This is a genomic window from Segatella paludivivens DSM 17968 = JCM 13650, from assembly GCF_000373185.1.
GTDB lineage: Bacteria > Bacteroidota > Bacteroidia > Bacteroidales > Bacteroidaceae > Prevotella > Prevotella paludivivens.
In genome coordinates this window covers 14,076-34,663 of record NZ_KB890649.1, presented here as the reverse complement: position 1 = coordinate 34,663, position 20,588 = coordinate 14,076, and the positions used below count along the sequence as shown (strand labels likewise).

The following is a 20,588-nucleotide window of genomic DNA, read 5'->3' as shown; positions in this document are numbered from 1 at the left end:
GAAAATACGTTTCCACGACGTAACGTTTGCGTTATTACGTGGAAACGTTTCTGTTGCTACGACACGAAGTTTGCGTTTCTACGATGTAAAGTTTGCGTTTCTATATAGAAACGGAAATGCAAATTGACGTTTTCGCGACACTTTGTTTTTGAAAAAAGTGCATCTAACGTACTGATAGACAGCGGATAGACGTTTCGACGCTAGTTTATTTACAAAACCTATGTACAAATAAGCTCTTCAGCAGTTTTTGTGGGGGATATTCTCTATAAACCTATTCTGGCTAAAGATAAATGAGGGTTAGCATTCAAGCATAAAAAAGTTTTTTTAATGTCACTTATGTCACAAAACCTTTGTTTATAAGGGATAAGCGAGCGATATTTCTACAAAAAGAATTAATTTATCCTTTGATATTCCAGCTCATGCAGTTGTAAGCACCACCATATTTTTTGATAAGAGTTGGAGCCTTGACTTGCAACACGGGAATGTCGAAAAAAGAAGATAGATCCTCGTGAGCAGATGCATCAGACAATAAGTTCAACTTAGGAATAACTATCACCTTGGAGGTCTGCAGGAAGTTGATGTACGCCCAAGAATAGTCGGAAACATAAGGCAATTCCAACTCATTCACATTATATCCTTTTTGTTCCAATATATTGTAAAGACGCTCGGCAAATGGTGCATTAAACTTAGAGTAATTATCTGTGAGAAGTTCACAGCCTTTTATGTATCTCACCATACCGTCAGTATGTCCGCAAAGATCTTTTTGGGGATCGTACCATGGCACTATCAGCACCTCATTTTGGAAAGCATCCTCAAGTCGTCTGATGAGGACGTTACGCTTAAAGTTTTTGTTTTCAGTGAAGATTTTGTCGGTCATGATGACGTGGTAGGGTGTCTTCACCATGTTGCCACCATCAAGAGTGATGTCGCTTAAATCCACCAGAAACTTATCATCAATACCTAGATGACTCCAAGGCTTTTCCACCTCGGTTCTGTAGCCACAAACATAAGGCTTATCAAGATAGTTGGGGAAATATCTATATTTCACGAATCTATCCTCAGCTACCTGCAAAGGCATATAGTCGCGACACCAATAGTCCTCTGTATTCTGGAGCACACCAACCTCTATACTATACTGTTCCAATACTGCCTTAATCCGCTTGAAAAAATCGCCACAATGACTTTCCAAGCAATTAGAGAAGTACACCTTATTTGTTTCGTTGGAGAGCAGCATTATCTTTATTTCTTTTTTCGATGTGGAGATAATATTGAGATTTTTTCTTATTGCCGGGAATTTGGTAGTCGTATCGTTCAATAGGCTTATCGTTCTGCATGAATTTGTCGTCTTTCACATACCCTGCATCATAGAAGGCATAAGGTTTATTTGCCATGGTATAAGTCTTAGTATACCCCGACTTATCATCCTTTAGTTTTGGCTCACCAATCTTTCTAGTGAATGAGGTAACCTTAGCTTTATTCCTTGCGTCTTCAGGAAGCAATTCCAGCTGTAGATGATTATCATTGTCAGTATAGCTGAAAAGAGTTGAATAACAATCCCAAGGACCTGCAACAAGTTTATCTTCCTTACCTTCCTCAATCATAAGCAGGGAACGAACCAATATGCCACCACCCTCACCATTTTCTTTATCGACCAGAGTTCCTTTAAAGCAGATGTCCAAGCCGCTGGCATGGAGCAGAAACTGTCCATCCTTCGTGCATGCCCGTGGATACACAAAAGGCTTTGGCTCATTCTTTTCATTATAAACCAAGTCTTTATGGCATTGGGAATAATAATAGAACTCAATCTCAAGGAATCGGAATTCAACATTTCCTTTCTTGAAGCAGAAATTATTGAAAAGACCTTTTGCGATCTTTTCAAAGACACTTTGGGCATCTTCTTCTTTCATTATTAATTTTGCCTTGCCAAGAAGGTCTTCTAATTCTTTCATAATTATATTTATTTTATTCTAAAATAGTATTTAACTCAATCTCGAGGACATGCCCATAGAGGACATTCTAGTTATTATCAAGTTGATGTGCTTGCACGATTTCTGAACAACTCTTTACCAACAGCGTAGGCTAGTCCCTATTGATTATTACAACTCAAGATACCTTATATTATTATTCGATGGGAAAATAGCAAGCTCATGAGGTGAGATAATGCATTATAGCAGAGAAGGTATAACCGATTTGTCATGTCAATCTATCTAAGAAGAATGATTATTCCTGTAAGTTTCAAGTAAGACTCCATCGAAAAGATTAAAATTCTCATATCTTTGAGAAATGAAAGCGTCCCTATCTTCGTCATACAATTTGAAGAACTGGGTAATTTTATCCTTGCTTAGTTCCTCATATACTGATGGTGATATTCCCCATCCATTAGTTCTTATTAACAACGATGTCAGATATTCCTCAATCGTATTATCGTCTTTTGACATCAGTTCTTGGAAATATAACTTTGCCCAATTACTCTCGCAATTCTTGTCAAAACCTAACAAAATATGTGTTTTATTTTCTGTTGGAATAACATGCAAAAGAAACAGGTCTAGTGGCTTTTCCAAATTTGTGTCTAAAAAGTTACCCAAAGAAAGAGTAGTAGAGCAATATATGCCAGAGATAGAAAATTCTTTATGATAGAACATGTATTCATTTTTTGGTTGCTCTAATTCTTTTTCTATTTTCGAACGATGAGATAATAAGTCTCTCTGCCCTAACTTAAAACTACATCGAAATTTTTCAAGATCATCAAGTTGCTTTGCATTAACCATTTGTCTTATTGTGTTGGACTCAATAAACCTTCTATATACTTCTACTTCATATTCCTTTCTTCTAGCTTCAGCACAGACTGCTCGATATGACAACAAAAGACAATGCCTGTAATTGTTTAGCTCCAAATTACCCTTCTCTATTTCCCCAAATATATTTTCGTCATGGGTCTTACAGAAAGTATGTACACTCAAAGCTTGTTCGACTCCAACCCTCTTTAATTCTGAAGGATTGTGAATGAACTTTTCTTGGAATATATTTGATGGTCTCGGTTCATACATGTGCCCACTTTCAAAAACCTTAGACAATATACCTTTCTTCTGTAATAGATGAGAATTTATTGAAGGCTCAGAACAGCCTGTACACATACAAGGAAGGCTTAACAGACAAACCCTCTGATGGATATTTGAGAAAATCTGTAATCCTTTCTTCTTGTCTTTGTTATTCATATAGGAAATCTTATAATGCTGATTTTTATATCTTTATTTCACACTAGTGGGCAGTTACTGTCGTACTGGCTTCACTTATCAACAGCCAAATATCAAACTACTCTTCTCTCAAATCATATACCGAAGATCAATAATAATATAAGCGCGATAAGTGCCAATCCACCCTGTTTAGGGAAAATTTTCGGGTTAGAACTAACGGCTCCGTAAGCAGCTACAATTATAATATAGCTCAACAGAAGGACTATCGTTTCTTCCGAGTGCATGATAAACAACGCAATCAATAGCATCACGGCAATAAGAAGGTTGTACACTCCCTGATTTTTAAGAAGTACATTCACATTCTTATCCTCCAATGCCTTCTTGGTTATACCAAAGGTCTCGGAAGTTTTCTTTGATGTTGTAACAATAGTTTCGAGATAGAAGATATATACGAACTCTATGGCCACAAGCACCACAAAAATATCTGTTAGAATATTCATAAAGCGAAGATACAAAATATTCTCGAAATGTCAATCATTTCAGTATAATAAATTGAATGTGAGGTCTATTTAAATTAAAGAAACGTACTTATTGATATTACATGTATATCAGTAGGCACTGAGTCGCCCGAACTTAGCCATAATAATTTACATAGAGCAAAATAAAAAAAGTCCTCAGTAATAATACTGAGGACTTTGCGGAGAGAGAGGGATTCGAACCCCCGGTACCTCTCGGTACGGCAGTTTTCAAGACTGCTGTAATCGACCGCTCTACCATCTCTCCATTGATGATGTTAGCTTGGTTTCTTAAAGCGAGTGCAAAAGTAATGGATATTTTTTAAACCTCCAAATATTTCTGAAACTTTTTTCAAAAAAAATCGCTTTTCTTTAAAAATAATTGCCGTTTTATTGCCTTTTAAGGCGTTTTCTAACGCTGTACCATTGTCTCTAATTTAACAGCCATCGGGAAAAGAACATTGTTTTCAATCGCCACATGTTCATCCAATGCCTGACGAAATTCGCGCAATAATTGCATTGCTTCTACATAATCATTATCTGAAGAATCTGGAGCAGTATAATTGTTAGTCAATTCAGCTATGCGGTTATGACGTGACACTTCTTCGTCGTGATCAGCCATCATTGCACTGATTGGACTCTGAACGCTTCCGCAATGAAACGGCGGAACACTGTGACCTTGTGCATAAGCCTCGTACATCTCTAAAACATAAGGATAGAGAATGTTGTCTTCCTTACTGCAATGCACATCAAGATCATAGAGAGAATTACGGAAATGATCTGTTACCTTTAGAAGATTTGGAGCGTCTGCCTTGTGGACTTCTGCCACAGCAATTAGTTTATCTAGCACCTTTGGCCCTTTTTCTCGTATCCCACGATGATGAACTTTCTGAATGTAATCAACCAATAAATCAATATCCCATTGTTCAAAAGAATAAATAGTATTCATATTTTCTACGTTTTATTATTTTTGGCAAAGATAGAAGAAAACGATTATATAATAAGGTAACATTTGTTACCTTACCGTGGTTAATATTAGTTAAGACGTGTTTTATAACATAGTTTTAGCAATTTCCCAATTAAAAATTTTTCTGAATCAAGAAAAGTTCGTATTTTTGGAGAAACGGAGGTAATACAATGAAAAAAATAACAGCTGATAATTTCGATGAGCTATACGTTGACAAAATTGAGTTGGCGGAAATAGACAAATTTGTATGCTGTGAAATGTCAAGACAGATACACAGATACATAAAAGGCATGTCGGGTTCAAAAACCATTATGGTGAGATTTGAGGAATCGCTGTCGAAGCTAAGTGTTCCAGAAAAGGAAAAAGCCATTGCTAAATACATAGACCTTAACAGAAAAGCCATTAGTGGACTTGACTGGAAGATGGTGATTGCGAGGGCTGCAGCCAACTACTGTGACACATACAGTTACTGGCATAGAATGATAAGCAATCCAAGAAAGACGGTAGCTTACTTACAGCGAATAAAAAGAAAATATATCAAGTTTCATAGTGTGTTTGAAGAAAATGAAAAGTTTGGTATTAAAGATCATGAAGGAAAAATCCTCATACACCCACTCTATGATTTTTTGAGGACACCATACGTATATGTTGATGACTTATGCATGATGCCTGTCATCGCAAAGAAGAACGGCAAAATGGGACTAATACTACCTGACGGAAAAGACACTGTTATTGCAGAGTTTATTTATGATGACATGCAACTAAGATGCGAGCCACCTTATTTCGAAGGTATACAAGGTAAGAAACATATACTTATAGACAGATACGGAGCTAAACAAGCATAAAAAAAAAAGGATGTAGTGAAAACTACATCCTTCTTTTTTTTTGAGCCTCTTGTCGGATTCGAACCAACGACCCCGAGATTACAAATCACGTGCTCTGGCCAACTGAGCTAAAGAGGCGGGTGGGCAAGCGATCCTTATCGCGACGCTTCGACCAAGTACCCTTGCTACGTTCCCGTCCTGGGGGATTCCAAGGGAGCAGACCGTAAGGGACTTGCCCATGTTGCTTTTGTTAAGCGGGTGCAAAAGTAAATGTTTTTTTTGAATAGCAAAAAAAATACATAAACTATTTTACGATTTTAACATCTATTAGAAATCTACTATCGTTATTCCAGCACCACCAAACTGCACATGCTCATCTGCATAATGGGTGACATTAGGAATCCCGGCAAGATATTGCCTTATAAGACTACGAAGGATTCCGTTTCCCTTTCCATGCAAGATACGCACTCTGCTCATGCCTACAAGTATTGCATCATCTATGAAATACTGAACGGCATTAAGTGCCTCATCACCACGCATTCCCCTGACATCCAAATCCTGATGAAAGTTTTTCTTATGATCATCTATTGTGGCACGGGTAGCACGGCTTACCTGATATGAGTTATCAGCAGCCTCATCATTTTCTTTATTCCCTACTCCACTTGCAGCTTCCAAACGATCAAGGCGCATCTTTGAGCGCATACCGCCAAATATAACTGTACACATCTTTCCATCAACGGACTCAATTGTTCCTGTTGAAGACAACCCTTTTATACGTACCGTTGAACCAATTCCAATAGCTCCTGTTGAACTATCAACGACAGACATATTTATATTGATTGGCTTATCAGAATCAGAAACAGGTTGACTGCTTTTCTTATCAGCTTTTTCTTTCTTACGCTGTTCCTTGCGTTGACGACGCTGCTCAATCTGCTTCATTTTCTTTTCGAAATCATCATCAGAAATAATTCCATGAGACTGTTTCCCCGCAGCGGTATTTCCTTCACTAACAGCTGTTTCAAAGTCACGCAGTTCCTCACGAATCTTACGTGTAGCTTCTTTTTCAGCCTGATTCTGCTTTATTTCACGAATAGCGTTCTCAATTCGTTTGTTACTTTCCTTCAACAATTCTCCAGCTTCAGCTTTAGCCTTTGCTACAATATCACGCCTCTGGCTTTGCAGTTCCTCAATTTCTTGTTCATATTTAGAGATTGTCTTCTCTATATCTTTTTCACGTTGATGGATAGATTGTCGCTTGGCTTCCCAGTAACGCTTATCACGAACAATATCTTGCAGATACTTATCACTTTGTATATAGTCGCTTCCAACTATCTCTGAAGCTTCAGAGATGACGTCTTCAGGAAGTCCTATCTTGCGTGCTATTTCAATAGCGAAACTACTACCTGGTCTTCCTATAGCAAGTTGGAAGAGCGCACGCATCTCATGGCGATCATATAACATTGCACCATTTACAACTCCAGGATGAGAATCGGCAAAATGCTTAAGATTCTGATAATGGGTTGTGATTACAGCCCATGCACCCTTTGAACAAAACTTATCCAAAACACTCTCGGCAATAGCACCACCTATCTGCGGTTCAGTACCTGTACCGAATTCATCAATAAGGATAAGGGTACGATCCGAAGACTGCTTCATCATATTCTTCATATTCAACAAATGAGAAGAATATGTAGACAAATCGTTTTCAAGGCTCTGCTCGTCTCCAATATCCATCATCATATCATCGAAGATTCCACAAGTGGAACGTTCGCTGACAGGAATAGGCAGACCACACTGCAACATATACTGCAATAGTCCTACAGTTTTAAGACAGACTGATTTACCACCAGCATTAGGACCAGAAATAATAAGAATATGCTTATCTGAATTAAGAGTTATACCCAACGATACAATTTTACCACCATGAGCAGATAAACGTTTTTCTAATAAAGGGTGTCTAGCCTCTATCCAATCCATATATGGTGACGACTTAACTTCAGGATAAATGGCATGAAGACTCTTTCCCAACTCAACTTTGGCATTTATGGAATCCATTATGCCAAGGAAATTAAATGAGTCAAGGATTTCTCTAACATTAGGTCGTACATGATCGGTTATAGCGATGAGTATTCTGATAACCTCTTGACGCTCTTCAGCTTCTAATTCTCGAATTTTATTATTTGCCTCAACAACCTCAGCAGGTTCTACAAAGACAGTTTTACCAGTAGCACTTTCATCATGCACAATACCGTTTATACGTCGTTTCAAACCTGGAGCAACAGGTATCACAAGTCTACCATCACGCATTGTTGGAGTTACGTCCTTATCAACAACACCTTCGGCCTGTGCAGAACGTAAAATTCCATACAAAGTACGAGACACCGAACCTTCAGCCTTAGCAAGTTCACGACGAAGTCTAAGTAATTCTGGAGAAGCGTTGTCACGCATGTGTCCAAACTTATCTATAACCTGATCAATACGTTGAATAAGATTAGGAAACGTAGCAATGCCATCTGACAAAAGAAACAGAGCCTTTCCTGGCGCATTTTCTATTTCATCAGGATGCAAAATACCAACAATCCTGTTGATCGTGTCAAGACTTTGGCGGAGGTTGAAAAATTCTTCTTCCTCAAGATGAGTATTGGCAATACGAGCACGCTTCAAGCTCTCACGCATATCGTATATATTCCCCAATGGGAAATCAGAATTTTCTTCAAGAAGTGCCGCTAACTCACGAGTTTGGTCGTGAAGTTCATTGATTAACGAATGGTCTGACGAAAATTCCATAGCGTCAACCTGTGACTTTCCAAGCGTGGACAAACAACGTTCACGCAGCATATTACGTATATCGGTAAAACCGATTTTATCTTCAAAATTATCAGGATAAATCATAAATGACATTACTTTGGTGCAAAGATACAACTTTTTGGTAGAATGCAAATAGCTTTAAAGTTTAAAGTTACCCGACAGATAACGAAAGTTTTACGTTTAAAAAGTAAAAATAAGCCAAAAAGTAATCTTGTTATGAATTTATATGATAGAAAATAATTATCTTTGCACTGTTTATAAACATAAATTCAGTTAATGATTAATATTAGTGCCATAAATCAGACAAAGGCATTCGCACGACAGGATGGAGCATTGCTCTCATTGTTGTGGATTTCAGCATTTGCATTTACTATTTTCACTCCACAATCAAGCATTGGTGGATTACTAGCTTTGTCAACACCATTCTTTGTAGCATGGCGAATGATAAGTTTCAAGAACTACGCTCTAGAAGGTACCATATCTTACAGGAGAGCACTTGTGTACTGCATGTATACTTTTTTTTACAGTTCGCTGATATTCGGAGTAGCACAATTTCTCTATTTCAGGTTTCTTGACCAAGGAAGATTCATGGGAACAATAAGTACGATGATGCTAGCAATGCAAACTGCATATAAGCAAAACGGCGTTGACACAAAAGAAATCAACGACGCAATGACACTTATCAACAAAATGACGCCTCTTGAACTATCATTTATGATAATGGTATACAATCTGATAATAGGTTGGATATGCTCAATATTCATTGCAGCATTCGGAAGATTTAAAGTTAAGAAATAAAAAGTTTGAGAACAAGATGAATATAACTATTGTAATTCCTCTTTACAACGAGGAAGAATCATTGCCAGAACTACACGCGTGGATACAGCGCGTGATGAAAGCCAATAACTATAGCTATGAAATAATATTCGTGAACGACGGAAGTACCGACAAGTCATGGAATGTGATTGAGAATTTAGCTAAAAAAGACGAGAATGTAAAGGGATTAAAGTTCCGCAGAAACTACGGAAAAAGTCCAGCACTATATTGTGGATTCGCAAAAGCACAAGGTGACGTAGTAATCACTATGGACGCAGATTTGCAGGATTCTCCAGATGAAATACCTGGACTATACAAAATGATAACAGAAGATGGATTTGATCTTGTTTCGGGCTACAAGCAGAAGAGATACGATCCTATCACAAAGACTCTACCTACAAAGCTTTTCAACGCCACGGCAAGAAAGATAAGCGGAGTTCACAATCTGCACGATTTCAACTGCGGACTTAAAGCATATCGCAAGGATGTTGTTAAAAACATTGAGGTATATGGAGAAATGCACAGATATATACCATATCTTGCAAAGAGCGCAGGATTCGATAAAATCGGAGAAAAGGTGGTACAACATCAGGCGAGAAAATACGGAAGTAGTAAATTCGGGCTTAACCGTTTCTTCAATGGTTATCTTGACTTGATAACTCTCTGGTTTCTCAGCAACTTCGGAAAGAAGCCTATGCACGTCTTTGGATTCCTTGGTTCGATAATGTTCATGATTGGTTTATTCGCTGTTATATGCATAGGTGCCGACAAAGCATACGCTTTATACAACGGTATTCCACAAAGACTTATAACAGAGTCGCCATATTTCTATATAGCACTTACAACAATGCTTTTAGGTAGCCAATTTTTCCTAGCCGGATTTCTTGGTGATCTTATAAGCAGACAGAACCCTTCAAGGAACGACTATCAAGTAGAGAAAGAAATATAGAATGAAGAAAAACGGAGGATGGGATTTAAAATTATCCCTATACATATTGATAACGCTGTTTGTCGTAGCAGGATGTTCGAGCATTGATTGTCCGCTGAATAATCGTGTGTACGCAAAATACAAACTGGCAGGTAGTATTAAATCACTGGCAGACTCGCTAACCTTGTCGGCAAACCTAGGTGACGGTAACGACTCTGTTATCATTAACAAATCGGTAAATACAGACAGTTTTCAACTACCAATGAGTTATCAACGCAACGAAGACGTATACTTTATGGAAATAAAGAATTCCACGGATTCTCAGTTTGATACAATAAAGGTGACCAAGACAAATAGTCCTCATTTTGAAGCAGTGGATTGTAATCCAGCCATCTTCCACGTTGTAACTGGTGTAAAATACACCAAGAACAGAATAGACACAATTGTCATAAATAATCCAAACGTAACTTACGATGCTACAAAGAGTACATTCCTCATACATTTCAAGAATAGCAGCAGTAATTAGTGTTATCATGCTTACTTTCCTTACTGCTAACGCACAACAAGGCAGAAAGAAAGTCATGACGACAGTTGCTCCTGATACAATTCCACTATTCAGAGGCATAGCCGTTTCTACAGATCTTGTAGGACCTGCTCAATTGGCATTCGGCAGCTATGGACAATATCAAGCTGCAATGAGAGTGAATCTTAAAGACAAATGGTTTCCTATCATAGAGCTAGGTATAGGAAAAGCTAACGCAGAGGATGTTACAACAAAATTGACATATAAATCAACTGCCCCATACGGCAGAATAGGTATGGACTGGAATCTTAGCAAAAACAAACATGATATATATCGTGTGTACGGAGGTTTCAGATATGCTTATACATCTTTTAAATACGACGTAAACAGCCCAGGGATCGTTGATCCAATATGGGGCGACAAGACAGACTTCAATGCTAAAGACGTAAGTTGCACTTATCACTGGCTTGAAGCTGTATTCACTATTGACGCAAAGATATTTGGACCTGTGAGAATGGGATGGAGCATGAGATACAAGCGCAGACTATTTCATACACACGGAGACATCGGAGAAGCATGGTATGTGCCAGGTTACGGTAAAAGCGGCAACAGCCGACTTGGTGGAGAATTTAACATAACATTTGAACTATGATGAAAGGAAAAAAGAAAACTTACGCACAAGTTGCATTTTTACTGGCTCTTATAGTCGGTACGGTTCTTATCGTAAAGCAACAGAGGGATATGCCTTATCAGAAAGATGAGGGTTTTATCTTCGGAACGGTGTATCACGTTACATATCAATATAACAAGGATCTAAACAATGAAATATTAGCTGAACTTAACAAAGTTGATGGTGAATTTTCAATGTTCAATAAGAAATCTACTGTAGCAGCTTTCAACAATGGCAAAAAAGTAGAGGCCAGTGATATGTTTATGAATGTGCTGACATTGTCACAAGACGTGAGCAAGAACACAAATGGAGCTTTTGATATTACTGTAGCTCCTCTTGTAAACGCATGGGGATTTGGATTCAAACACCAGAAGATGCCAGATCAGCAACAGGTAGACAGTCTGAGGAAACTCGTAGGAATGCAAAACATCAACGTGGAGAAGTTGAGCGGAAAGACATATCTTTCTAAGAAACTTAAAAACATGATGCTTGATTTCAGTGCTGTTGCTAAGGGATTTGGCAGTGACGCTGTAGCAACCGTAATGAGACGCCATGACATAAAGAACTATATGGTGGAGATTGGTGGAGAAGTAGTTACAAGCGGTCTGAGCGAAAAGAGATTACCTTGGAAGATTGGAGTCACCCAACCTACCGATGACAGTCTGAACACAAATCAGCAACTTCAAACTGTGTTGAATATCACAGACAAGGCAATGGCTACAAGTGGAAACTATCGTAATTTCTACTATAAAAATGGCAAGAAATACGCACATGAAATAGACCCGAAGACTGGTAGACCTGTTCAACATAGTCTTCTATCATCAACCGTTTTGGCAAACAGATGTGCTGAAGCTGACGCCTATGCAACTGCATTCATGGTTTTGGGAGTAGAAAAATCTGAAGCAGTATTGAAAAGACATCCTGAATTGATGGCATACTTTATCTATGTAGGGAAAGACGGCAAAAACAAAGTGTGGTATTCTTCGGCATTACAGAAAAAGATAGAGAAATAAAGATATGGAGAACGAATTTCAATTATACAACAAGCTTTTAACTCTGCCTTTATTTCAAGGACTTGGAAAAGCAGACCTTGGAGATGTTGTGGCACATACGAAATTCGATTTCCATAAATACGAGCCAGAAGAAACTATCATAGACGAGAACGAGAACTGTAATCATCTTATGTTTCTTCTAAACGGAATTGCAGAAGTTGTTACTATTGCTGCGGATCATTGCTACCAAATTATTGAAGACATTTCATCACCAGAGATTCTACAGCCTGAAAGATTATTCGGTCTGATACAAAATTATACAAAGACTTTCAAAGCAAAGACAACTTGCAGAATATTGAAAATCGACAAGAGCGAGGTGATGAGACTTAGTGACAAATACATGATATTCAGAATTAATATTATGAATATGCTGTCAACAATTATACAAAAGCAAGAAAGGCAATTGCTACGCAAGTATCCCGACAATCTGGAAAGCAGGATTATAAGATTTATCTCTGACAGATGCCTTAGACCAGCAGGAAGAAAAATCATCAACATCAAGATGACACAACTTGCGAAGGAAATAAACGATAGCAGACTGGATGTGTCAAAGGCATTGAACAGAATGGAAGAAAAAGGAATTTTGAAACTTAAACGTGGTTACATTTATATTGAAAAGATTGAAACTGCAATGATGCAGGCGAAAGAGTTTACAATATAATATAGATATATAATAACACAAGTTAGTATGATTGAGAATAATAAACATAATACAAAAAGAATAAATCCATTTTTTGAAGACTACGGAACACCACATTATACTGTTCCATTTGAACGCATAAAAACCTCTGATTACGAAGAGGCATTTATGGAGGGCATTAAGCGTGATGATGAAGAAATAGATAAAATCATCAACGATACAGCTGAACCAACATTTGATAATACAATTGCAAGAGTTGACAACGAGAAAGGTGAACATTACTACGACCTATTAGATAGAGTATCAAATGTTTTTTCATGCATGCTTAGTGCTGATACAAACGACGAGATGGACGCACTTGCGCAAAAATTAAGTCCTATACTCACCAAGCATTCAAATGACGTTAGTCTTAACAAGAAACTTTTTGAGAAAATAAAATATGTGCATGAGCATCATCGCGAACTAACAGCAGAAGAACAGATGCTATTAGACAAAAGCTATGATGGCTTTGTCAGAAGCGGTGCTTTGCTGAATGATGCAGACAAGGATAGATTGCGCAAACTCACTGAGGAAGCAAGCATGATGTCATTGCAATTTTCACAGAACTTATTGAAAGAGACTAAGGCTTACGAACTACATATTAAAAATGAAGATGAGCTTAACGGTCTGCCAGACACAGCAAAAGAGGCAGCTGCACTAACAGCAAAAGAAAAAGACAAAGAGGGTTGGATATTTACATTGGATTATCCTAGCTATAGTCCATTCATGACATATTCCACAATGCGTAATCTACGTAAGGATATGTATATGGCAAGGAATACAGAATGTACTCACGACAATAGTGAAAACAATCTGGAAATATGCAAGAAACTCATAAACCTTAGAAGGGAAATAGCACAACTACTAGGCTTTGATACATTCGCAGACTATGTATTGAAACATAGAATGGCTAGCAATACAGATAATGTATATAAGCTGCTCAACGACCTAATAGATGCATATAAACCAACTGCACAAAATGAGGTTGGAGAGATTGAAGCTATGGCAAAGAAGGTTGAAGGAAAAGACTTCAAACTAGAACCATGGGACTTCAGCTTCTACTCACACAAACTACAAATGGAAAAATACAATCTAGACGCAGAAATGCTAAGACCGTATTTTGAAATATCAAATGTAATAAAAGGTGTATTCGGACTTGCAACAAAACTATACGGAATAACATTCAAGGAAAATAACGATATACCGGTTTATAACCAAGACGTGAAAGCCTATGAAGTGTTTGACGAAGACAACAGCTTCCTAGCTGTGCTATATGCTGATTTCCATCCTAGAAACGGTAAGCAAGGTGGAGCTTGGATGACAGAATTCAAGGGACAATGGATAGACCACAAGGGAAACAATAGTAGACCACACGTGAGTCTTGTCATGAACTTGACGAAACCAACTGATGATAAACCTGCATTGCTTACACTTGGCGAAGTTGAAACATTTCTACATGAATTCGGACACTCACTACATGGTATGTTCGCAAACACACGCTTTGAGAGTTTAAGCGGTACAAACGTATGGTGGGATTTTGTAGAACTACCTTCACAGTTCATGGAAAACTATGCTGTAGAGAAAGATTTCTTGCGCACATTCGCATTCCATTATCAAACAGGTGAACCTATTCCAGACGAACTGATAGACAGAATCGTTAAGAGCAGAAATTTCATGGCTGCTTACGGCTGCATGAGACAAGTAAGCTTTGGACTCCTTGACATGGCATACTACACTAAGAAGGACGAGTTTAATGAAGATATAATCCCATTTGAAAAGAAAGCTTGGGAAAAGGCTATGCTGTCTGAACAACTACCAAATACATGTATGACCGTACAGTTCAGTCATATCATGGCTGGTGGATATGCAGCTGGATACTATAGCTACAAATGGGCAGAAGTATTAGATGCTGATGCTTTCAGCGTATTCAAGAAGAATGGTATATTTGACAAGAATACAGCAAAAAGCTTCAGAAACAATATCCTCTCAAAGGGCGGAACCGAACATCCTATGGCACTCTATAAGAGATTCAGAGGACAGGAACCGACTATTGAGGCATTATTGAAAAGAAACGGAATAAAAGAATAGTTTTACTACTAAATAAATATAACCAATATGACTGCTGAGGAAAAACAAGAGAAGTTAGACTACAGATACCTGCGTATGGCAAGGATATGGGCTGAGAACTCATACTGCAAACGTAGACAGGTAGGTGCACTTGTCGTAAAAGACAAGATGATTATCAGTGACGGATATAATGGAACGCCAAGTGGATTTGAAAACTTGTGTGAAGATGCTAACAATGTCACTCTTCCATATGTATTGCACGCTGAAGCTAATGCCATTACCAAACTGGCACGAAGCAATAACAACAGTGACGGCAGTACCCTTTATGTCACGGCATCGCCTTGTATTGAATGCTCAAAACTGATTATACAATCAGGAATAAAGCGCGTAGTTTATGGTGAGAAATATCGACTTGAAGACGGTATAAACCTGATGAAAAAAGCAGGTATTGAAGTTATTTATTTAGGAGAAAAAGAATAGAGAGACATCATCCTTGTCTATATGGCAAGAGAGGGTTTTATTAAGTAGGCAGGTAACTGCAAAAAAGAGAAACAATATTAAACAATATGGAGCAGAAAAGAAATAACCGATGGATGCCAATTATCATGGCATTATGCGTTGTGGCAGGTATCTTTATCGGAACGTTTTATGCTAATCATTTTTCGGGTAACAGACTGAATATCATCAATTCAGGAAGTAACAGACTAAACAATCTGTTGCACATTATTGATGATCAGTATGTTGACAAAGTTAACATCGACTCACTTGTCGACAAGGCAATTCCACAGATTCTATCAGAGTTAGATCCACATTCTGTGTATATCAGTGCAAAGGATGTACAAGCAGCAAATGATGATCTGAAAGGTTCTTTCTCTGGTGTCGGCATCGAATTTACCATTCGGGAAGACACTATACATGTACAGAATGTCATCAAAAACGGACCTGCAGAACGTGCTGGAATATTAGCTGGTGACAAAATTGTAAATGTAGACGGTAAGAGATTTGTTGGTAAGATAGTTACTAACGAAGAAGCACAGCATAGACTTAAAGGTCCTAAAGATACAAAAGTAAAGATTGGAGTAGAGAGATTTGGACAGAAAGCTGTTAAATATTTCACTGTTACAAGAGGTGAAATACCACAGAAGAGTATTTCTGCTACTTACATGATTAACGATGAAACTGGTTACATCAGAATAAAGAACTTTGGAGAAACAACTTATCCAGAAATGCTAATTGCATTGGCTAAACTTTCTCAAGAAGGTTTCAGCAATCTAGTAATAGATTTGCGCGATAACACCGGTGGCTACCTTAATAGTGCCGTACAAATTGCCAATGAATTCCTTCCTAAGAATAAACTAATTGTGTATACTCAGGGTAGAAAGAGTCCAAGACAAGACTATCGTTCTGATGGTAAGGGTACATACCAGAATATACCATTGGTAGTTTTGATTAACGAGGGTTCAGCTTCAGCTTCCGAAATTTTCGCTGGTGCGATGCAGGATAATGACCGTGCTACTATCATCGGTCGTCGCTCATTTGGTAAGGGACTTGTTCAGCAACAGATTGGATTCCCTGACGGAAGCATGATCAGACTTACAATAGCCAGATACTATACTCCTTCTGGACGTTGTATACAGAAACCTTATGTAAATGGTGAAGATCCAGAATATCAACAAGATCTTATGAGTAGATATCTACACGGAGAATTCTTCTCTCAAGATAGCATTAAACATACAGGTCCAGCATATCACACAGCAAACGGACGTACTGTTTATGGTGGTGGTGGTATAACTCCGGATATATTTGTGCCAGAAGACACTACAGGCATCACATCATACTACAAACAGGCATCTATGAGCGGACTAATTCTGCAATTTGCATTTACATACACTGATGATAATCGTCCTAAGTTGAACAACTTTAAGGAGATGATGGAACTCAGCGACTATCTAACAAAGCAGAATACAGTTGAGAAGTTTGCTGGTTATGCAGACCATCATGGACTACAGCGACGTAACCTTATGATTATGAAGAGCCATAAGTTGCTAGAACGCTACATCAATAGTAGAATAGTCTACAACATGCTTGACGAAGAGGCTTGGAATGAATACATAAATCAAGACGATCCTGTAGTATTATCGGCTATGAGAGTATTCAAAAATAAGTCTGCTTTCCCAAAGAAACCTGTGAAAAAAGTTTTGAAAGGGCAAAAGGTAGCAATGATTGGTAAACATTTTGATAATGTTGGACTAAGGAGAAACTTCATTGCAAATGCTTAAAAAGGAATTAAGAAAAGATATTAGAGAGCGCAAGCGACAGTTCACTAGCCAAAAGCTAGGTGAGCTGTCGCTTATGCTTATTAATAAACTCCTTGAAAATGAGAAAATAAAAAAGGCAAGAACTATTCTAATGTACTATTCTATGCCCGACGAAGTTAATACACACAATGTTGTAGATACATTGGTTGCTATGGGCAAGAAAGTATTACTTCCTGTTGTTATAAACGGAGAAGAGCTCGAGATTAGAGAGTACAAAGATAAAAATGACCTTAGAGAAGGTATGGCCTACCACATAATGGAACCTATAGGTAAAAAGTATGCTGACTACAAGAATATAGATGTTGTAGTTGTGCCTGGTATGAGTTTCGATGATTATGGAAACAGATTAGGACGTGGTAAAGGGTATTATGACAGATTTCTTAGCCAAATACCACAAACATACAAGATTGGTATATGTTTTAATTTTCAAAAAACAGATGTTGTACCAACAGAGGAAACTGATATAAAAATGGACGAAGTAATCTGCTAGAAGAATTTTATATCAGTAATAATCATTGCCCCAACCTTTTCATTAAGATGTTTAACAATTCGTGACCGCATCATGCTAAGATCTTGGCGCAAAGCAGGATTGAGTATTTTCACAAATAGAGTTTGATTTTTTATAAACTTTTCACCAGTATACTTTGCAATAGAACTGCCAACTACAGAATCCCACGAATCAACAAGGCGCTTCTGTAGAAGAGGCGTTTCAAAACCTTCAGAGCGCAAAAGGCGCTTCAAGATTTCATCCAATGTTTTTACATCGCGTTTAAACATCAATCTTTAATTTCTATTTCACCGTCATTAACGGAAAACAATTTATAATCAAACTCACCACTTGCTAATATTTTATCAAGGTGATCACGATTAGTATCTGTAATAAAAATCTGTCCAAAGTTATCTCCAGCAACAAGATTTACAATCTGTTCCACTCTATTTGCATCAAGTTTATCAAAAATATCATCCAGCAACAACAGTGGTGTCGTGTTAGAAGATGTACGCTTTAAGAAATCAAATTGAGCAAGTTTCAGTGCTAATGCAAAAGTTTTGTGCTGCCCTTGACTTCCCTCACGTTTCATTTGATAGCCATCAATAAGCATTTCCAAATCATCACGATGCACTCCGTGCAAAGAATAACCTACAGCTCTGTCTTTGTAACGGTCTCGACGAATAACATCAAGTAGATCGCCACGTTGACAATGAGATATATAATTCAATGAAACAGTTTCATGATTACCTGATATTCGATTATATATATCTTGGAAAATAGGAACAAGCAACTTTACAAACTCATCGCGCTTATGATAAATAATTTCACCATTTACCGCCATCTGCTCTTCCCATATTTCCATGATAGCGGCATCTGGTTCGTCATCCATTTTCAACAATGCATTACGCTGTTGTAAAGACTTATTATATGAAGATAAAGCCTCTATATATGAATTATCGTATTGCGAAATAACCATATCCATAAGCCTTCTGCGTTCTTCACTTCCACCTTCGATAAGAACAGAATCTGACGGAGAAACAAATATAAGCGGAATCAGTCCAATATGCTCAGACAAACGTCTATATTCTTTCTTATTCCGCTTGAAATGTTTTTTTATTCCACGCTTCATTCCACAATAAATATTCTCTATATCACCCTTATCGGTCACATAACTTCCGTCAAGGACAAAGAATTCCTGATCATGAGTAATAACTTGTGAGTCTATCGGATTGAACGCACTTCGACAAAAAGAAAGATAGTAAACAGCATCCAAAAAATTGGTCTTCCCTACTCCATTACTACCAATAAAACAATTCAATTTTGGCGACAGACATACAGTTGTCTCTCGGATATTCTTATAATTTATTATGGAAAGTTTATTCAGTATCATAATAGCATTTGCAAAGTTATCGGTTTTATAACGTAAAAACGAAAAAAAAAGGAAATAAATTTCAATATGTGAGATTATTTACGTAATTTTGCGACGTTATACCACTTATCCAATTTGGATGGGATACTGAAAAAGAAATAAAAATAAAAAAACAAATAATAATGGCAAACAAAAACCAACAGAGGGTATATAGTAATGATTCCCTCTCAAATTCAGAGACTTTCTTCGATAAATACAAGAAAGTTGTCCTCATTGCTGTATTGGCAATTATCGTAATTATCGCAGGATTCTTTATTTACAAAGCTTATGTAGGTGGTCCTCGTGAAGAAAAGGCTTCTACAGAATTAGCAAAGGGACAAGAATATTTCAATGCAGAACAGTTTGACAAAGCTCTTAACGGCGACGGTGCAGGATTTACCGGTTTCGTTAATATCATAAACAACTATGGTGGAACTGATGCTGCTAATTTGGCTAATCTTTATGCTGGATTAAGTTATGCAAATCTTAACAAGTGGAATGATGCTGTGAAATATCTTGATGAGTATTCACCATCAAACGACGCAATGGTTAGCCCAGCTGCTGTTGCTGCACTTGGCAATGCTTATGCACACGTAAACCAATTGGATAAGGCAATAACAAGTCTTAAGAAAGCTGCAGATATGGCTGACGGCGAAGGTAAAAATGGAGTAAACAACAGTTTGGCTCCTACATTCCGCCTTCAGGCAGGAATACTTCTAGAAAGTCAGGGAAAGAAAGAAGACGCATTGGAGATTTATCAAAACATTAAATCTAAATACGTCAACTCTCCACTTGTTCAGAGTCAGGATATAGACAAATATATAGAAAGAGCATCAAGATAATGGCAACAGCATTACATAACCTCTCAGAATACGACTTAAGTAAGATACCTGATGCCAGCAATATGTGTTTCGGCATTGTTGTTGCTGAATGGAATCCAGATATAACAGGGGCTCTCCTCGACGGAGCGGTGAGCACTTTGAAAAAGCACGGAACTCTGCCAGAGAATATTCATGTAAGAACAGTTCCTGGAAGTTTTGAACTTGTTTATGGAGCACGCCAAATGGTTCTTCATGGAGGATATGATGCTGTCATCATCCTCGGAAGTGTTATCAGAGGCGAGACACCACACTTTGATTATATATGTCAGGGGGTAACTTATGGTATAGCAAGACTCAATGCAACTCAGGAAATACCAGTCATCTACGGCTTGTTAACAACAAATGACTTGCAACAGGCTAAGGATAGAAGTGGTGGTTCACTTGGAAACAAGGGTGACGAATGTGCCATAGATGCCATTAAAATGGCTAAATTCTAAATAAATACAGA

The 20,588-nt window shown here is 37.8% G+C and carries 21 protein-coding genes and 2 tRNA genes; 13 read left to right on the top strand and 10 right to left on the bottom strand.

Features of this window, described 5'->3' with window-relative positions; translation table 11 throughout:
- Window positions 1-397: 397 nt before the first annotated feature.
- From B045_RS0108460 to B045_RS0108435, 6 genes are all read right to left on the bottom strand, one after another.
- The gene (locus B045_RS0108460; RefSeq protein WP_026234377.1) at window positions 398-1,234 is read right to left on the bottom strand and encodes an agmatine deiminase family protein; all 837 of its coding nucleotides are present in this window, start codon (window positions 1,232-1,234) and stop codon (window positions 398-400) included.
- Window positions 1,209-1,949 carry a hypothetical protein gene (locus tag B045_RS0108455; RefSeq protein WP_025884237.1) on the bottom strand — a complete coding sequence of 247 codons (741 nt, stop codon included), beginning with the start codon at window positions 1,947-1,949 and terminating at the stop codon, window positions 1,209-1,211. The genes B045_RS0108460 and B045_RS0108455 overlap by 26 nt, the downstream gene beginning before the upstream one ends.
- A gap of 258 nt (window positions 1,950-2,207) precedes the next feature.
- Window positions 2,208-3,215: a hypothetical protein gene (locus B045_RS0108450; RefSeq protein WP_154650134.1), complete on the bottom strand. Its 1,008-nt coding sequence runs from the start codon at window positions 3,213-3,215 to the stop codon at window positions 2,208-2,210.
- Window positions 3,216-3,328: 113 nt separating this feature from the next.
- On the bottom strand, window positions 3,329-3,694 hold the full coding sequence (locus B045_RS0108445) for a DUF1304 domain-containing protein (protein ID WP_018463836.1): 366 nt from the start codon (window positions 3,692-3,694) through the stop codon (window positions 3,329-3,331).
- 198 nt (window positions 3,695-3,892) lie between these two features.
- A tRNA-Ser gene (locus B045_RS0108440) sits at window positions 3,893-3,977 on the bottom strand.
- A gap of 144 nt (window positions 3,978-4,121) precedes the next feature.
- Entirely contained in the window at window positions 4,122-4,658 is a 537-nt protein-coding gene (locus B045_RS0108435) for a hemerythrin domain-containing protein (protein ID WP_018463835.1), read from the bottom strand.
- 188 nt (window positions 4,659-4,846) lie between these two features.
- On the opposite strand from B045_RS0108435, the gene B045_RS0108430 reads away from it, so the two are divergent.
- A complete protein-coding gene (locus B045_RS0108430) occupies window positions 4,847-5,521 on the top strand; it encodes a hypothetical protein (protein WP_018463834.1) in 675 nt (224 codons plus the stop codon).
- A gap of 43 nt (window positions 5,522-5,564) precedes the next feature.
- Here the strand turns inward: B045_RS0108430 and B045_RS0108425 are convergent.
- Both B045_RS0108425 and B045_RS0108420 read right to left on the bottom strand, forming a co-directional pair.
- Window positions 5,565-5,638, bottom strand: a tRNA-Thr gene (locus B045_RS0108425).
- Between the two features lie 189 nt (window positions 5,639-5,827).
- Window positions 5,828-8,392, bottom strand: a complete 2,565-nt coding sequence (locus B045_RS0108420; protein ID WP_018463833.1) for an endonuclease MutS2 — start codon at window positions 8,390-8,392, stop codon at window positions 5,828-5,830.
- Between the two features lie 192 nt (window positions 8,393-8,584).
- Here B045_RS0108420 and B045_RS0108415 point away from each other — a divergent pair, with 192 nt between their 5' ends.
- From B045_RS0108415 to B045_RS0108370, 10 genes are all read left to right on the top strand, one after another.
- Window positions 8,585-9,106 carry a DUF4199 domain-containing protein gene (locus B045_RS0108415; protein WP_018463832.1) on the top strand — a complete coding sequence of 174 codons (522 nt, stop codon included), beginning with the start codon at window positions 8,585-8,587 and terminating at the stop codon, window positions 9,104-9,106.
- Window positions 9,107-9,122: 16 nt separating this feature from the next.
- On the top strand, window positions 9,123-10,073 hold the full coding sequence (locus B045_RS0108410) for a glycosyltransferase family 2 protein (protein WP_018463831.1): 951 nt from the start codon (window positions 9,123-9,125) through the stop codon (window positions 10,071-10,073).
- Between the two features lies 1 nt (window position 10,074).
- Window positions 10,075-10,578, top strand: coding sequence for a DUF6452 family protein (locus B045_RS0108405; RefSeq protein ID WP_026234376.1), 504 nt, complete (start codon window positions 10,075-10,077; stop codon window positions 10,576-10,578).
- Window positions 10,526-11,227, top strand: a complete 702-nt coding sequence (locus tag B045_RS0108400; protein WP_026234375.1) for a DUF6048 family protein — start codon at window positions 10,526-10,528, stop codon at window positions 11,225-11,227. The genes B045_RS0108405 and B045_RS0108400 overlap by 53 nt, the downstream gene beginning before the upstream one ends.
- Complete coding sequence (locus B045_RS0108395; RefSeq protein WP_373277756.1) at window positions 11,227-12,258, top strand: FAD:protein FMN transferase; 1,032 nt, start codon at window positions 11,227-11,229, stop codon at window positions 12,256-12,258. The genes B045_RS0108400 and B045_RS0108395 overlap by 1 nt, the downstream gene beginning before the upstream one ends.
- A gap of 4 nt (window positions 12,259-12,262) precedes the next feature.
- Entirely contained in the window at window positions 12,263-12,958 is a 696-nt protein-coding gene (locus B045_RS0108390) for a Crp/Fnr family transcriptional regulator (RefSeq protein ID WP_018463827.1), read from the top strand.
- A gap of 27 nt (window positions 12,959-12,985) precedes the next feature.
- Window positions 12,986-15,064 carry a M3 family metallopeptidase gene (locus B045_RS0108385; protein WP_018463826.1) on the top strand — a complete coding sequence of 693 codons (2,079 nt, stop codon included), beginning with the start codon at window positions 12,986-12,988 and terminating at the stop codon, window positions 15,062-15,064.
- 27 nt (window positions 15,065-15,091) lie between these two features.
- Complete coding sequence (locus tag B045_RS0108380) at window positions 15,092-15,523, top strand: deoxycytidylate deaminase (RefSeq protein WP_018463825.1); 432 nt, start codon at window positions 15,092-15,094, stop codon at window positions 15,521-15,523.
- Window positions 15,524-15,609: 86 nt separating this feature from the next.
- The gene (locus B045_RS0108375) at window positions 15,610-17,322 is read left to right on the top strand and encodes a S41 family peptidase (RefSeq protein WP_018463824.1); all 1,713 of its coding nucleotides are present in this window, start codon (window positions 15,610-15,612) and stop codon (window positions 17,320-17,322) included.
- Window positions 17,315-17,851: a 5-formyltetrahydrofolate cyclo-ligase gene (locus B045_RS0108370; protein WP_018463823.1), complete on the top strand. Its 537-nt coding sequence runs from the start codon at window positions 17,315-17,317 to the stop codon at window positions 17,849-17,851. The genes B045_RS0108375 and B045_RS0108370 overlap by 8 nt, the downstream gene beginning before the upstream one ends.
- Here B045_RS0108370 and B045_RS0108365 read toward each other — a convergent pair.
- On the bottom strand, window positions 17,848-18,138 hold the full coding sequence (locus B045_RS0108365; protein WP_018463822.1) for a DciA family protein: 291 nt from the start codon (window positions 18,136-18,138) through the stop codon (window positions 17,848-17,850). The genes B045_RS0108370 and B045_RS0108365 overlap by 4 nt on opposite strands.
- Window positions 18,138-19,241 (bottom strand): DNA replication/repair protein RecF, encoded by a 1,104-nt coding sequence (gene recF, locus B045_RS0108360; protein WP_018463821.1) that lies wholly within the window; start codon window positions 19,239-19,241, stop codon window positions 18,138-18,140. Before recF ends, B045_RS0108365 begins: the two co-directional genes overlap by 1 nt.
- A 161-nt stretch (window positions 19,242-19,402) precedes the next feature.
- Between recF and B045_RS0108355 the strand changes: the two genes are divergently transcribed.
- Window positions 19,403-20,101, top strand: a complete 699-nt coding sequence (locus B045_RS0108355) for a tetratricopeptide repeat protein (protein WP_018463820.1) — start codon at window positions 19,403-19,405, stop codon at window positions 20,099-20,101.
- A complete protein-coding gene (gene ribH / locus B045_RS0108350) occupies window positions 20,101-20,577 on the top strand; it encodes a 6,7-dimethyl-8-ribityllumazine synthase (protein WP_018463819.1) in 477 nt (158 codons plus the stop codon). The genes B045_RS0108355 and ribH overlap by 1 nt, the downstream gene beginning before the upstream one ends.
- Window positions 20,578-20,588: the final 11 nt, after the last annotated feature.